We start from the raw sequence: 13,841 nt of genomic DNA, 5'->3' as shown, positions 1-13,841 counted from the left end.
TTTTTGACGCGGCTTTTGCTTAATCGATTGTAGCGACCATACGGCTTTGCCGGCGCTTGCCTTTCGCACTGCAGCATCATATCGCTCCAAGGTCGGACACGGGCGGAACTTTCCGTTTCGCCAATCTTTCCAATCTCCTGCAACCGGAGAGCAAAGCATGACCAAATGGGTTTTCACCTTTGGCGATGGTGCGGCGGAAGGCCGTGCCAGCGACAGGAATCTGCTGGGCGGCAAGGGCGCCAATCTGGCCGAAATGTGCAGTTTGGGCCTGCCGGTGCCGCCGGGTTTCACCATCACGACCGAGGTCTGCAACGCCTACTACGCCGACGGTAATACCTATCCAGCTGCATTGAAAGCCGATGTGGCGAAAGCGCTGGATCATATCGGCAAGCTGACTGGGCGCCGGTTCGGCGATCCGTCGAAGCTGCTGCTGGTGTCGGTGCGTTCGGGCGCACGTGCCTCGATGCCGGGCATGATGGACACCGTGCTCAATCTTGGCCTGAACGACGAGACCGTCGAGGCGCTGGCCACCGATTCCGGCGATGCCCGCTTTGCCTATGACAGCTACCGCCGCTTCATCCAGATGTATTCCGATGTCGTCATGGGCCTCGACCACGAGGTGTTCGAGGAAATCCTCGAAGACCAGAAGGGTGGGCTCGGCCACGAACTCGACACCGAGCTAACTGCCGTTGAATGGCAAAGCGTGATCGCGCTCTACAAGGCCAAGGTCGAGGAAGAGCTCGGCAAGCCGTTCCCGCAGGACCCGCATGAGCAGCTCTGGGGCGCCATCGGCGCCGTCTTCTCGAGCTGGATGAACAACCGCGCCATCACCTACCGGCGTCTGCACGACATCCCCGAGAGCTGGGGTACGGCGGTCAACGTCCAGGCCATGGTGTTCGGCAATATGGGCGAGACCTCGGCCACTGGCGTGGCCTTCACCCGCAACCCGTCAACCGGCGAAAAGCAGCTCTATGGCGAGTTCCTGGTCAACGCGCAGGGCGAGGATGTCGTGGCCGGCATCCGCACGCCGCAGAACATCACCGAGGCGGCCCGCATCGCGGCCGGCTCCGACAAGCCATCGCTGCAGAAGCTGATGCCGGACGCCTTCCAGTCCTTCGTCGCCATTTCCGACAGCCTGGAAAAGCACTACCGCGACATGCAGGACCTCGAATTCACCATCGAGCGCGGCAAATTGTGGATGCTGCAGACCCGGTCCGGCAAGCGCACCGCCAAGGCGGCGCTGAAGATCGCCGTCGAGATGGCCAGGGACGGCTTGATCACGAAAGAGGAAGCTGTCGCCCGCATCGACCCCGCATCGCTCGACCAATTGCTGCACCCGACCATCGATCCGAAGGCCGCGCGCGACGTCATCGGCATCGGCCTGCCGGCGTCGCCCGGAGCTGCAACCGGCGAGATCGTGTTTTCCTCCGGCGATGCCGAGGATCTGAAGACGCAAGGCCGCAAGGCGATCCTGGTGCGCATCGAGACCAGCCCGGAAGATATCCACGGCATGCATGCCGCCGAAGGCATCCTGACCACGCGCGGCGGCATGACCAGCCATGCCGCCGTCGTCGCGCGCGGCATGGGCAAGCCTTGCGTGTCTGGCGCCGGCTCGCTGCGCGTCGACTACAAGGCCGGCACGCTCCTCTCGATGGGACAGACGTTCCGCAAGGGCGACATCATCACCATCGATGGCAGCAATGGCCAGGTGCTGAAGGGCGCCGTATCGATGCTGCAGCCCGAACTATCAGGCGATTTCGCCGCCATCATGGAATGGGCCGACGCGGTGCGCCGCATGAAGGTGCGCACCAACGCCGAAACGCCGCTCGACGCCCGCATGGCCCGTTCTTTCGGCGCCGAAGGCATAGGTCTCTGCCGCACCGAGCACATGTTTTTCGATGGCGAGCGCATCGTCGCCATGCGCGAGATGATCCTCGCCGACACCGAGAAGGAACGTCGCACGGCACTCGCCAAGCTTTTGCCGATGCAGCGCTCGGATTTCCTGGAACTGTTCGAGATCATGGCCGGCCTGCCGGTGACGATCCGCCTGCTCGATCCGCCGCTGCATGAATTCCTGCCCAAGACCGAGGCTGAGGTCGCCGAGGTCGCCGCCGCCATGAACGTGTCGCCCGACAAACTCAGGCAGCGCACCGAGGCCCTGCACGAATTCAACCCGATGCTCGGGCATCGCGGCTGCCGGCTGGCCGTCTCCTATCCCGAGATTGCGGAGATGCAGGCGCGCGCCATTTTCGAGGCCGCCGTCGAGGCCGGCAAGAAGGCCGGCGCGCTGGTGGTGCCCGAGATCATGGTGCCGCTGGTTGGCCTGGTGAAGGAACTCGATTACGTGAAGGCGCGTATCGATGCGGTCGCCAAAAGCGTCATGGACGAGACCGGCGTCAAGATCGATTACCTGACTGGCACCATGATTGAGCTCCCCGGGCGGCGATCCGTGCCCATGTTATCGCCGAATCGGCCGAGTTCTTCTCCTTCGGCACCAACGACCTCACCCAGACCACCTTCGGCATCTCGCGCGACGATGCTGCCTCGTTCCTGGAGACCTACCGCCAGAAAGGCATCATCGAGCAGGATCCGTTCGTCTCGCTCGACATTGACGGCGTCGGCGAACTGGTGCGCATGGCCGCGCAAAAGGGCAAGGCGACGCGGCCCGACATCAAGCTCGGCATCTGCGGCGAACATGGCGGCGATCCCGCTTCGATCCGCTTCTGCGAGGAGGTCGGCCTCGACTACGTGTCTTGCTCGCCCTACCGAGTGCCTATAGCGAGGCTGGCGGCGGCGCAGGCGGCGGTGCTGGTGGCGAAAGCAGGCAAGGGATAGAGCATCAGACAGAGCTAAGATTTACGATTTTGTATGAAAGCTCACGCGAACGTGCTAGAGCCGTTGCACAATCTCGACATTGTTCGTGCCCAATTTGCGGACGGCCCGCCAATTGTCTTCGGAATCACATGTTGCAGATATCACCCGCGCCGTTCCGCTCGATCCTGATCATTCAAACGAAGTTCATCGGCGATATCGTCCTCGCCTCGACGCTCGCCAGGAACCTGCAGCTCGAGTTCCCCGGCGCCAGGATCGCGTTCCTCTGCGAAGCGAATTTCAAGAGCTTCGTGGTGGCGCATGGCATTGCTTCCGAGGTGGTCACGTTCAGGCGCGCCCGCATGCGGGGCACCCCGCTGGAGCGCGGAAAAGAACTCTATGCCATCGTGCGGGAACTGCGCGGCTTCCACTTTGATCTGACGATCGACCTGACCGATTCAAAGACCTCGCGCCTCATCAGCGGGCTCGTCAACGCAAAGACACGCATCGGCTACGATCCTCCCGAAAGGCCTCTGAAGCTGCTGGAGCGGCAACCGGCCAATCTGTTTGCAAAACCACAGGGGTTTGGCGGCCAGCATTTTGTCTATCGCTATCTTTCGCCCCTTGAAGCGCTTGGGATCGATCTGCGCGTGACGGTGCCAAGCATTCAGCCGCTGCCATCCGAGACCGTGAAAGCCCTGGCACTCCTGGGCAAGCATCGTCTCCATCCAAACGCCTTCATCGCCATTCATGCGGGGGCAAGCTTCAAGGGCCGGCAATGGCAGCCGGAACGGTTTGCCGAGGCGATTGACGAGATTGCAACCGACAGCGGATTGGGCGTTGTCCTGGTCGGAGGGCCGGACGAACGCGAGACTGCGGCGCAGATCCTCGCCAGGACGGCGACGCCGGTCATCGACCTTGTCGGGGCGCTGTCGCTCGAGACCTTGCTGGCTGTCTTGAAACAGGCCCGGCTGTTTCTCGGCAATGAGAGCGGGCCGATGCATATGGCCGCCGCCGCGGGCACACCGGTTGTCGGCCTTTTCGGCCTGACGCATCCGTCGCGCTGGGGGCCTGTCGGCGTGCCCAGCATCGCGCTGCGGCCGCCGATGCCGTGCGACTGCGTGGCCAGCAGCCTGTGCCGCCCGAAGGACCCCAGCAAGGCGTGCTGCGTCTGGCGGCTTGAAGTGAAGCCTGTCGTCGAAGCGGTGCGCGAGCTCCTTGCGCGCAGCGAAATGAAGCGGGAACGCGCTGTCTGAGCGGCGATCGATCGCCATGCCGTCGAATGGATTGCTCGCGAAGCGGGCGGCAAATTGCCGCGCCAGGCGCTTTTCTGCTATCCATCGTCCCGATTCCGCCTTCATGCGGGTCCTGGGATACCGGCTTGAAGAGCAATTCCAGGAAAGTGTGAAACGGTTTCCCCACGGGAATTGCTCCAAAACAAAGACTCATAGCGGGCGCCGTTCCGTGAAACGGTGAACTGCGCCAATCAGGAATTCGGTTTGATGCGTCTGTTGCAAAGACATCTCTGCATGATCGCCATGTCGTTGGCGGCGCTATCCGGCGCCCATGCCGCGCCGCTGGTCGAGCCCACGCTGCACATCAAGCCCGAGGCAAGCGGAGCCGGCCACGTGGCACTCACGCTCGATGCCTGCGGCGGAAAGACCGACACACGCATTCTCTCGGCACTCGTGGACAACAAGATACCGGCCACCATTTTCGTCACCGGCATCTGGCTGAAGCGCAACGCCGAGGCCGTCGCCATCATGCAGGCGCATCCCGATCTTTTCGAGCTCGAAAATCACGGCGGGCGCCATGTTCCGGCGGTCGACACGCCGCAGAAGATCTACGGCATAAGCAGCGCCGGCAGCCCCGAGGCCGTTCTGGCCGAGGTCGAGTCGGGTGCCGCGGCCCTCGCTAGGACCGGTGAGCCGGCACCGAAATGGTTCCGTGGCGCAACCGCCGAATACAGCCCTTCCGCGATCGCGATGATCCGCAAGCTCGGTTTCAAGATCGCCGGCTTTTCGATCAATGGCGATGGCGGCTCCTTGCTCGGTGCCAAGGAAACAGCCAAGCGTATCGCCGCGGCCAAGGATGGTGACGTCATCATCTCACACGTCAACCAGCCGACCCACGCCGCCGGTGAGGGCGTGGTGCAGGGCCTGCTGGCGCTGAAAGCCAAGGGCATGACCTTTGTGCGGCTCGATGATGTCGAAGGCACGGGCAATCACGGCACGACCGACTGAGCGGGAGTTTGCCGCTTCTCAGCTTGGCGTGGCTTCGATCGTCACCTTGCTGGCGTAAAACGCGCCGTGGTCGCGAATCTCAGTCATTTCGTCGAAAGGCTGACGATAGGCCCACATCGCGTCCTTGCCGGCTTCTCCGGCCGGCAGCACGCTCCAATAGCTGGCGTCGCCCTTGTAGGGGCAATGGCTCGAGTGTTCGGTGCTGCTCAGCCTGTCGAAATCGATGTCGGCGAACGGAATGTAGAAGGCGGCGGGATAGGGGGTTTCGGTCAGCACCTTGGCGTTCGTCGATGATGCAATGACCGTATCGCCGGCGCGCACGGTGACGGTGCCGATATAGGGCTCGATGGTGATGATCTTGTCGGGATTGCGCTGGAAGCCGGGTGCCGGATTGGCGATCTTGTCCATGCTGGTTCCTCCTTGCCTGGCCCCTTAAGGTGTGGCGGACACAGCTGTTGCGCAAGGTCTGTTCTCATCACGAAAACAGGCGTCAATCGCCGGGCGTGGCGCTACAGTGCTTTCGAATGTCAGCCGAGGCTCAGGCGGCGGTTTTGAATGCGTCCATCAGTCCAGCATAGGCGGCTGCAATGCCCGCCACCGGATTGCTGCTTCTTGAAACGGTCTCGACTTTCAGCGAGCCGCCGCCGGTCGGCAAGGTGAGCAGCAGGAACTGGCGATTGCCGCCAGCGCCGACGGATGCGGCCGCGACATGCTGGCCTTCGCCTTGGTTGTGGACGCACATCTTGAACAGCAGCGTGCCACCGACCGCTTCCAGCGCGCCGCCGACAACTTCTACAAATTCGTCTTCGGAAACAGTCTTTTCGTCCGGCACCAGATCGGCCAGGCTTTCGGCAAGTGTACTTTCGAGGGCCTTGTCGTCGAGCTGCACGTCCATGCGAACCTCTTTCAGTCGCCAATCGCACCCCTTTGCCCGTTAACGAACCTTAACGCCGAGGATGGCCGGATTGTGGCGGATTTCCCGGTCATTTCGCTCCATACGACACCGCTGCCATCATTCATGAGCATCCTGCCATCTCGGTGGCACGAGTGCCCAGCAGCTCAAAATCCAAAATATGGCGGAATTCAACCGCTTGCCGCTGCGGCATGGCCTCTGAAATTCGCCCGCCGCGGAGCCGAGTGACTAGACAATCCGCCGGTTCGCTTCACAATGAACCAAAGCTACGACGCAAAAGGCGCGAGGGAGGAGGAACGAGATGCTGGGGCTGATGCAGGAATGGCCGCTGCTGTGCCACAAGCTCATCGACAACGCTGAACGGCAGCACGGCGTGCGCGAGATCGTATCGCGCTCGATCGAGGGGCCGATCGTGCGCACAACCTATGCCGACATCCACCGTCGTTCTCTCAAGGTTGCCCAGCGGCTGGAACGAGACGGCTATGGGTTGGGCGACCGCATCGCCACGCTGGCCTGGAACACAGCGCGCCATATCGAGGCCTGGTACGGCATCATGGGCGTCGGCGCGATCTATCACACGCTCAACCCGCGCCTGTTTCCCGAACAGATCATCTGGATCATGAACCATGCCGAGGACAAGGCCGTCTTCGTCGACCTGACCTTCATACCGTTGCTCGAAAAGATCGCCGGTGCCGTCAAATCACTGAAAAAGGTGATCGTGCTGACCGACAAGGCGCACATGCCGCAGACGACCTTGCCCAATGCCGTCGCCTATGAGGACTGGCTTGATGAGGTCGATGGCGATTTCGCCTGGAAGACCTTCGATGAAGGCACCGCTGCCGGCATGTGCTACACGTCAGGCACGACGGGTGATCCCAAGGGCGTCGTCTACAGCCACCGCTCCAACGTACTGCATGCCATGATCGCCGCCATGCCCGACGCGATGGGCCTGTCGTCACGCGACACGATCCTGCCCGTGGTTCCGATGTTCCACGCAAATGCCTGGGGCCTTGGCCAGAGCGGCCCGATGATCGGCGCCAAGCTGGTCATGCCCGGCTGCAAGATGGACGGCGCCTCGATCTATGAATTGCTCGACACCGAGAAGGTGACCTTCAGCGCCGCCGTGCCGACCGTCTGGATGATGCTGCTGCAATATCTGGAGGAGACCGGCAAGAAGCTGCCCTATCTGAACAAGGTCGTCATCGGTGGGTCATCCTGCCCGCGCGCGATCATGACGAAATTCCAGGACAATTACGACGTCCAGGTCATCCATGCCTGGGGCATGACCGAAATGTCGCCGCTCGGCACGCTGTGCACCTTGAAGCCAGAATATGCCGGTCTTGAGGGTGAGGCCCGGCTCGATGTCAAGCAGAAGCAGGGCTATCCGCCCTTCGGCGTCGAAATGAAGGTGACCGATGACGACAACAATGCGCAACCCTGGGATGGCAAGACCTTTGGCCGCCTGAAGGTGCGCGGCCCAGCCGTCGCTCGTGCCTACTACGGTGGTGCCGGCGCGGAGCAATTCGATGAGGACGGCTGGTTCGACACCGGAGACGTCGCTCACATCGACGCCGGTGGTTACATGCAGATCACTGATCGGGCCAAGGACGTCATCAAGTCGGGCGGCGAATGGATTTCGACCATCGACCTTGAGAATCTGGCCGTCGGCCACCCCGATGTCGCGGAGGCGGCAGCCATCGGCATTCACCACTCGAAATGGGGCGAGCGGCCGCTGCTGGTCATCGTCGCCAAGCCGGGCAAGGAACCGACCAAGGCCGAAATTCTCGATTTCATGGACGGCAAGGTGGCCAAGTGGTGGATGCCCGACGATGTCACTTTCGTTGGCGAAATACCGCATACCGCCACCGGCAAGATCCAGAAGATCGCCTTGCGCCAGCAGTTCAAGGATTATCGCTTGCCGACGGATTGACGGGATGTTGCGTGTTTCGGCTTCAAGCCGCCGCGAAAAGGCACTAAACCTCCGTCCGGGTTGGGGCAGCGCAGAGAACAATGGTTAGCATTCCCGAACGGCAAACGTCGAAGGCCGCCGGCTGGTCGCGGCGCACGGCGGCATTTTCAGCGGTGCTGTTGCTGACCGTCTTTGTCGGTCATCATTTCGATCTCGTCGAAACACCGGTTTTCCTGTGGGTGCTGGGCATTGTTGCGCTGCTCGCGGCACTGGCGCTGCTGTTCGCCGCCTTTGCCTTTTCGAGGCTCTGGAAATTTGGCGACCGCGGTGGCCGCGACCTGACCGTCGGCGCCTTGCTGGCAATGCTGGTGCTGGTCCCCTACGGCGTTGCCGCCTACTGGGCGACAATCTATCCGCCGCTGAGGGACATCTCGACCGATTTCGACAATCCGCCCGCGCTCGACGTGAGTGACCGGACGAAGGACATGAATGTGCTGTCGCCGTCGACGCCGGGCGAACAGCGGCTGCAGGCCGGCAGCTTTCCGCTGGTTACCGCACGCAGCTACGATCTGCCATTCGAGACCATCGTCAATGCCGTCGAAACCGTGCTCGATCGGCGCGGCTGGGATCTTTCCGAGCCTTATCCCGATCTCGCCGGGCAAAGCGACGTGACCATCACCGCTGTCGCCAAGGGCTTTGTGGTCGGCCTTCCCGCCGATGTGGCGATCCGCGTGACGGACAATGGCGATACCGTCATCGTCGATATGCGGTCGGCTTCGCGTTATGGCCGCTACGATCTCGGCGACAACGCCGCGCGCATCACCGAGTTCCTGGCCGAACTGGACCAGGAAGTCGCCGGCCAGGTCGGCGCGGCTCCGGCCGAGTGAATCCCGGAACATCTTGCAGCCAGGCGGATTTGCGCAGTGCCGCACAAATGTGGCTTCAGTCTGCGAGCGGACTATTCGGCCGGCTCGAACCTGCCTTGCAGCAAGATTGTCGCGACCGGACCAAGCGGATTGGCGATCCGGCTCTCGAGGACCTCGACGAGTTTGTGCCCGACGTCTGCCATGTCCACGGAATGAACGTCGATATTCGCCGGCAGAAAACGCGCCAGACGCGTATTGTCACGGGTGACGATGTGAACGTCGCGGCCCGGCACCAGACCCCGTCTGCCGAGAGCGTGCAACGCGCCCAGAAGGCCCAGTTCGTTTGCGCATGCCAGGCCCGTCGGAGGATCTGACGACGCCAGCAGGCGATCGAACCAGGTCGCGCTCGATTCCATTGTGAACGTGCCGTCACCGATAAGCGATGGGTCGATCTGGATACCGGCCTCGGCCATCGCCCTTCTATAGCCGGCGAGACGCGTGGCGCTCGCCTGATCCTTCTGCACGAGAAGTTGTAGAGCAATGCGTCGACAGCCCTTGTCCATGAGCCGCCGGGTCGCCTCATATGCGATCTGTTCATTGTCGATATCGACATAGGGATAGGCGATGTCCAGGTCGGTTCTTCCAAACGCGACGAACGGTATGCCCTGATCCAGCAGCAGCTTGACGCGCGGATCGCCCGAGACCATGCGCGTGATGATCAGGCCGTCCGCGCTATGCGCCTGAAGCAGGCGCTGCACACTTTCGACCGGGTCGTCGTCGGGCGTGGTTGAATAGATCGACAGACTATAACCCGCTTGCCGCGCCGCCAGCGTCATGCCTTCGATCAAAGGCAGCTTCGCCAGATCGGACAGGTAGTCGCGTGTCTCCATCGGCAGCACTGCCGTCAACGTCAGGGTTCGTCCGGTTTTCAGCGCGCGACCATGATGGTTCGGGACATAGCCGAGCCGCTTCGCCGCCTCCTTGACGCGGGCTATGGTGGAGGGCAGCACTTCCGGCCCATCCTTCAGAGCGCGGGACACCGTGGTCACCGAAAGGGAAAGTTCCGCCGCGATCTGTTTTAGATTGGCCATGTCGCCCGACTTCATTTGCGAAAGCGCCGGCTGATCTTGCTGGGCATCGCAACGTTACCGGATTCGATCCGAGGGTCAAACCCAGGCTCGTCTAAGCAAACGAACCTGCCTGGCACCCGCTTGACTCGCGGACTATTTTCGGCAATCGTAACGTTACGATTAACAAAAAAGCCGATTTTATTGGCATTTTGATGAATTAGGAGGAGGAGAAACCATGTCCCGTTTCCTTCGCATTTCCCTGGCAGCGATCGCCGTCTCAGTTGCTTTGCCCGCCTATGCCCAGACAGTCACCATCACCACCGCAGGCGGCGACTATGGCAATGCCATAAAGGAGGCCATGTGGGCCCCCGCTGCAAAAGAGCTCGGCTATGATGTCCGCGAGGAGACGCAAAGCGACGGCCTGGCAGCTCTCAAGATGCAGGTCACCTCAGGCGCAGTCTCGACAGACATCATCCATCTCGGCTCGCCCGAAGGCACGCAGGCGGCCGCACAGTCGCTGCTGGAGCCGCTCGATTACAAGATCATCGATCCAAAATCCGTGCCGGCCGGCGCGAAGTCGGACTACTGCTATCCGTTCGACTCCTATGGCACTGTCATGTCGTGGAACACCAAGACCTATGGCGAGAATCCGCCAAAGACCTGGGCGGAGTTCTGGGACGTTGCCAAATTCCCGGGCCGTCGCGCCCTGCGCGCCAACGCGCAAGACTTGATCGAGATCGCGCTGCTCTCCGATGGCGTGGCGCCGGCCGACGTCTATTCCGTGCTCAGCACACCGGAAGGCCTGGCGCGCGCCATCAAGCGGCTCGAAGCGATCAAACCGAATGTCTCGGTCTGGTGGACCTCGGGAGCGCAGTCCGCGCAGTTGCTGAAAGACGGCGAGGCGGACTTGGTCGTTACCTGGAACGGTCGGGCGCAGACCGTGAAAGCGGATGGCGGTACGGTTGATTACACGTTCAAGGGTTCCGTCATCGGCACGGACTGCCTTGCGGTGCCGAAGGGAGCGCCGAACAAGGATGCAGCCATGAAGCTCATCGCGGCAATGACGCAGCCCGCGCGCGTGGCCAAGCTGACCGACTTTATCGCCTATGGCCCGGTCAATCCTGCCGGCTATGAGGGGGGTCTTATCCCCAAAGACCGGCTGAAGACCTTGGCGACCGCGCCTGAAAATGCTGGCACTTCGGTGTTTTCGAATGCCGACTGGTGGCTCAAGAACGGCGAGGCCGCTCAAAAGGCCTTCGATGAAATGATGAACCGCTGAGCGTCAAATTCGTCAGCTCTAAAGCTGGAGCCCATCATGAAGTCGCTCCCGGTCACCATCGACAGCGTTCGCAAGACCTATGGGTCTTACGTCGCGCTGGACGATGTCTCGCTTGACATTCAGGCTGGCGAATTCCTCACGCTGCTGGGGCCGTCCGGGTCGGGCAAGACCACGCTGCTCATGGCTTTGGCCGGTTTTGTCCGGCCCGATCGAGGTAAACTCTTGCTGGGGGATCGCGACATTACCCGCCTGGCCCCCAACAAGCGCGACATCGGCATAGTGTTCCAGAACTACGCCCTGTTTCCCCACATGAACGTTCTGGCAAATGTCGAGTATCCGTTGGTGTTGCGCAAAGTGCCGAAAGCGGAGGCCCGGCAGCGGGCGCTTGATACCTTGGCCCGTGTGAAGCTGGAGGGCCTGGCGGAGCGTAACATTGCCGCATTGTCCGGCGGCCAGCGCCAGCGGGTGGCGCTGGCGCGGGCCATCGTCTTCGAGCCACGCGTGATGCTGATGGACGAGCCGTTGTCGGCGCTCGACAAGAACCTGCGCGAAACCATGCAGTACGAGATCCGGCGTCTGCACGATGATCTGGGGATCACCACGATCTATGTGACGCATGACCAGCGCGAAGCTCTGACCATGTCCGACCGGGTCGCGGTGATGAATTCCGGCCGCATTCAGCAGATCGATACGCCACAGCGGATTTATGATCGCCCATCGACCCGCTTCGTCGCGGAGTTCATGGGTGAGGCCAACATTGTGGCTCCCGGTTCGGTGCGCAGAATGGACGGTGCCGATGAGTCACGCGAAGCTCTGATGATCCGCGCGGAAAGCCTCCATCTTGATACGGAACTCGTCGGGCGAGACGGAGTGGCGCTCGAAGGAATACTGAGCGCCAAGGCGTTTCGCGGCGAAAACTGGCTTCTGACGCTGGCGCTTGACGGTGGGCAAGAGGTTCTTGCCTGTATTCCGACGGCGCTTGCCGGGGGCTGCGCCGAGCTCGCCGCCGGTCAGCGGGTGACCGTATATGCACCAGCAGCGAAGGTTCACGCCATACCGGGAGCGATAGCGTGACCGCCGCCGCTGTCGATCCTGCGCTCGCGGCAGACGCTCGACGCGAGCGGCGGTTCTTCCTCTCGCTTTCACTGCCTGCGCTGTTCATCGTTGGGTTGGCGGCGATACTGCCCATCCTGTGGATCATCCGGCAATCCTTCCTGACCACGGGGGGCGAATACACCGTCGGCAACTACGAGAAGGTGCTTTCGAGCGGACTGACATGGTCGGCACTCGTGACAACCGTTGGGCTGTCCTTTGGGACGCTGGCGTTCTGCATTCTTCTGGGCACCCCCCTCGCGCTCGCCCTGGCCAGCGCCAGGCCAAGGGTGGCCAATTTGCTGATGGCCTTCGTCATGCTGCCGTTGTGGACTTCCATTCTGGTGCGCACCTATGGCTGGCTCGTGCTGTTGAGGCGCGATGGCTTGATCAACGCAGCTTTGACCGGCTCAGGCCTTACAACGGAGCCATTGCCGCTGGTCTACAACTTCACCGGAACGCTGATCGGCATGGTCCACTACATGCTGCCGCTCTTCCTGCTGCCCGTTTATGCCGCGATGCGCGATATCGACGCAAACCTCGTCCGCGCGTCAGCGAGCATGGGCGCCACTCTCGGGCAAACGATCCGCACGGTCATTCTGCCTCTTTCTGCCGGCGGCATCTTCTCGGGTTCGATCATCGTTTTCATCTACACGATAGGTTTCTTCATCACGCCAGCGGTGCTTGGCGGCGGCAAGGTAAATCCTCTCTCCATCCGGATCGAGCGCACGCTGTCGACCTTTCAGGATTGGGGTTCGGCGAGCGTCCTGGGCATTCTGCTGCTCGTTCTCATGGCGCTGATCGGCGTGACGTTCCTGGCGGCGCGACGACTAATGGCGCGCAACAATGTCGGTACAGCCCATGCTTGAAGCCTATCCAGACAACAGGCCGGCCCGCATCCTCCTGTGGAGCTTTTGCGCACTCGTAATGGCGTTTTTGATGCTGCCGACGCTGGTCGTCGTCCCGCTCTCCTTTTCGTCGTCCAATCTTCTCGAGTTCCCGCCGCGCGCATACTCGTTGCGCTGGTACGAGGCTTTCTTCGTCTCGGCGACATGGATGGCCGCACTCAGGACGAGCTTGATCCTTGGCACATTGACCGCGATGGTCGCAGTGCCCCTGGGGCTGCTGGCCTGCATCTCGATAAATCGTCTCGGCGGAAAGGCCGCCGCAACCATTCAGGGTATTCTGCTCACCCCGTCCATCGTGCCGGGCATCCTGCTTGCGATCGGCCTCTTCTTTGTGCTGGCGGCGCAACATCTGGTCGGGACGCTGTTCGGCGTGCTGGTGGGGCATGTGGTGCTGGCCATTCCCGTCGCCTGCATTGTGTTGTTGCCCGCACTGGCGCGCTTTGACTGGAACCAGGTGCAGGCGGCGCGCAGCCTCGGCGCAAACTGGGCGAGAGCCATTGGCGGAATAATTGTCCCGCAGCTTCAGATCAGTCTGTTGTCGGCCACGTTGATGGCCTTCCTGACGTCGCTCGACGAGTTCGTTATTTCGATCTTCGTCGCCAGCGGTCAAAACAGCACGCTGCCGAAGCTCATGTTCCTGTCGCTGCGCGATCAGATCGATCCGACCATTGCGGCGATCTCGACATTATGGACCGTCATCGTCGTGGCCGTAGTACTGATTGTGACCCTTCGCCAAAAATCCTGACCGAG

At 61.8% G+C, this 13,841-nt stretch carries 11 protein-coding genes and 1 pseudogene; 9 read left to right on the top strand and 3 right to left on the bottom strand.

Annotated features, from left to right (window positions below):
• Positions 1 to 157: 157 nt before the first annotated feature.
• The 3 genes and pseudogenes from ppdK (at position 158) to ACZYHG_RS29180 (ending at position 5,054) form a co-directional block, all read left to right on the top strand.
• Positions 158 to 2,835 (top strand): annotated as a pseudogene (gene ppdK, locus ACZYHG_RS29190) (pyruvate, phosphate dikinase).
• A 128-nt stretch (positions 2,836 to 2,963) separates the two neighbouring features.
• On the top strand, positions 2,964 to 4,067 hold the full coding sequence (locus ACZYHG_RS29185) for a glycosyltransferase family 9 protein (protein ID WP_464611522.1): 1,104 nt from the start codon (positions 2,964 to 2,966) through the stop codon (positions 4,065 to 4,067).
• A gap of 246 nt (positions 4,068 to 4,313) precedes the next feature.
• Positions 4,314 to 5,054, top strand: coding sequence for a polysaccharide deacetylase family protein (locus tag ACZYHG_RS29180; protein WP_464611521.1), 741 nt, complete (start codon positions 4,314 to 4,316; stop codon positions 5,052 to 5,054).
• An 18-nt stretch (positions 5,055 to 5,072) separates the two neighbouring features.
• Here the strand turns inward: ACZYHG_RS29180 and ACZYHG_RS29175 are convergent, their stop codons facing one another.
• Together ACZYHG_RS29175 and ACZYHG_RS29170 are read right to left on the bottom strand one after the other, a co-directional pair.
• Positions 5,073 to 5,462, bottom strand: coding sequence for a DUF427 domain-containing protein (locus tag ACZYHG_RS29175; RefSeq protein WP_464611520.1), 390 nt, complete (start codon positions 5,460 to 5,462; stop codon positions 5,073 to 5,075).
• Between the two features lie 130 nt (positions 5,463 to 5,592).
• Positions 5,593 to 5,949: a hypothetical protein gene (locus ACZYHG_RS29170; RefSeq protein ID WP_464611519.1), complete on the bottom strand. Its 357-nt coding sequence runs from the start codon at positions 5,947 to 5,949 to the stop codon at positions 5,593 to 5,595.
• 319 nt (positions 5,950 to 6,268) lie between these two features.
• On the opposite strand from ACZYHG_RS29170, the gene ACZYHG_RS29165 reads away from it, so the two are divergent.
• Positions 6,269 to 7,897 carry a fatty-acid--CoA ligase gene (locus ACZYHG_RS29165; protein ID WP_464611518.1) on the top strand — a complete coding sequence of 543 codons (1,629 nt, stop codon included), beginning with the start codon at positions 6,269 to 6,271 and terminating at the stop codon, positions 7,895 to 7,897.
• A gap of 80 nt (positions 7,898 to 7,977) precedes the next feature.
• Positions 7,978 to 8,763 (top strand): DUF1499 domain-containing protein, encoded by a 786-nt coding sequence (locus ACZYHG_RS29160; protein WP_464611517.1) that lies wholly within the window; start codon positions 7,978 to 7,980, stop codon positions 8,761 to 8,763.
• A gap of 71 nt (positions 8,764 to 8,834) precedes the next feature.
• Here the strand turns inward: ACZYHG_RS29160 and ACZYHG_RS29155 are convergent, their stop codons facing one another.
• Complete coding sequence (locus tag ACZYHG_RS29155) at positions 8,835 to 9,848, bottom strand: LacI family DNA-binding transcriptional regulator (RefSeq protein ID WP_464611516.1); 1,014 nt, start codon at positions 9,846 to 9,848, stop codon at positions 8,835 to 8,837.
• A 199-nt stretch (positions 9,849 to 10,047) separates the two neighbouring features.
• On the opposite strand from ACZYHG_RS29155, the gene ACZYHG_RS29150 reads away from it, so the two are divergent.
• The 4 genes from ACZYHG_RS29150 to ACZYHG_RS29135 are packed head-to-tail and all read left to right on the top strand — an operon-like array spanning position 10,048 to position 13,836.
• Positions 10,048 to 11,091, top strand: a complete 1,044-nt coding sequence (locus ACZYHG_RS29150; protein ID WP_464611515.1) for an ABC transporter substrate-binding protein — start codon at positions 10,048 to 10,050, stop codon at positions 11,089 to 11,091.
• Positions 11,092 to 11,127: 36 nt separating this feature from the next.
• Complete coding sequence (locus ACZYHG_RS29145) at positions 11,128 to 12,165, top strand: ABC transporter ATP-binding protein (RefSeq protein WP_464611514.1); 1,038 nt, start codon at positions 11,128 to 11,130, stop codon at positions 12,163 to 12,165.
• Positions 12,162 to 13,052: an ABC transporter permease gene (locus tag ACZYHG_RS29140; RefSeq protein WP_464611513.1), complete on the top strand. Its 891-nt coding sequence runs from the start codon at positions 12,162 to 12,164 to the stop codon at positions 13,050 to 13,052. Before ACZYHG_RS29145 ends, ACZYHG_RS29140 begins: the two co-directional genes overlap by 4 nt.
• Positions 13,045 to 13,836 (top strand): ABC transporter permease, encoded by a 792-nt coding sequence (locus tag ACZYHG_RS29135; protein WP_464611512.1) that lies wholly within the window; start codon positions 13,045 to 13,047, stop codon positions 13,834 to 13,836. The genes ACZYHG_RS29140 and ACZYHG_RS29135 overlap by 8 nt, the downstream gene beginning before the upstream one ends.
• Positions 13,837 to 13,841: the final 5 nt, after the last annotated feature.

It is taken from the genome of Mesorhizobium subarcticum (genome assembly GCF_055456085.1).
Note: the sequence above shows the minus strand (reverse complement) of the source record. Positions and strands in the feature narration are given on the sequence as shown.

Excerpts from the sequence above, each read along its gene's own strand:
- ACZYHG_RS29160 (WP_464611517.1), top strand. The coding sequence starts at position 7,978 with ATGGTTAGCATTCCCGAACGGCAAACGTCGAAGGCCGCCGGCTGGTCG.
- ACZYHG_RS29150 (WP_464611515.1), top strand. The coding sequence starts at position 10,048 with ATGTCCCGTTTCCTTCGCATTTCCCTGGCAGCGATCGCCGTCTCAGTT.
- ACZYHG_RS29145 (WP_464611514.1), top strand. The coding sequence starts at position 11,128 with ATGAAGTCGCTCCCGGTCACCATCGACAGCGTTCGCAAGACCTATGGG.
- ACZYHG_RS29175 (WP_464611520.1), bottom strand. The coding sequence starts at position 5,462 with ATGGACAAGATCGCCAATCCGGCACCCGGCTTCCAGCGCAATCCCGAC.
- ACZYHG_RS29180 (WP_464611521.1), top strand. The coding sequence starts at position 4,314 with ATGCGTCTGTTGCAAAGACATCTCTGCATGATCGCCATGTCGTTGGCG.
- ACZYHG_RS29155 (WP_464611516.1), bottom strand. The coding sequence starts at position 9,848 with ATGAAGTCGGGCGACATGGCCAATCTAAAACAGATCGCGGCGGAACTT.
- ACZYHG_RS29170 (WP_464611519.1), bottom strand. The coding sequence starts at position 5,949 with ATGGACGTGCAGCTCGACGACAAGGCCCTCGAAAGTACACTTGCCGAA.
- ACZYHG_RS29135 (WP_464611512.1), top strand. The coding sequence starts at position 13,045 with ATGCTTGAAGCCTATCCAGACAACAGGCCGGCCCGCATCCTCCTGTGG.
- ACZYHG_RS29165 (WP_464611518.1), top strand. The coding sequence starts at position 6,269 with ATGCTGGGGCTGATGCAGGAATGGCCGCTGCTGTGCCACAAGCTCATC.
- ACZYHG_RS29185 (WP_464611522.1), top strand. The coding sequence starts at position 2,964 with ATGTTGCAGATATCACCCGCGCCGTTCCGCTCGATCCTGATCATTCAA.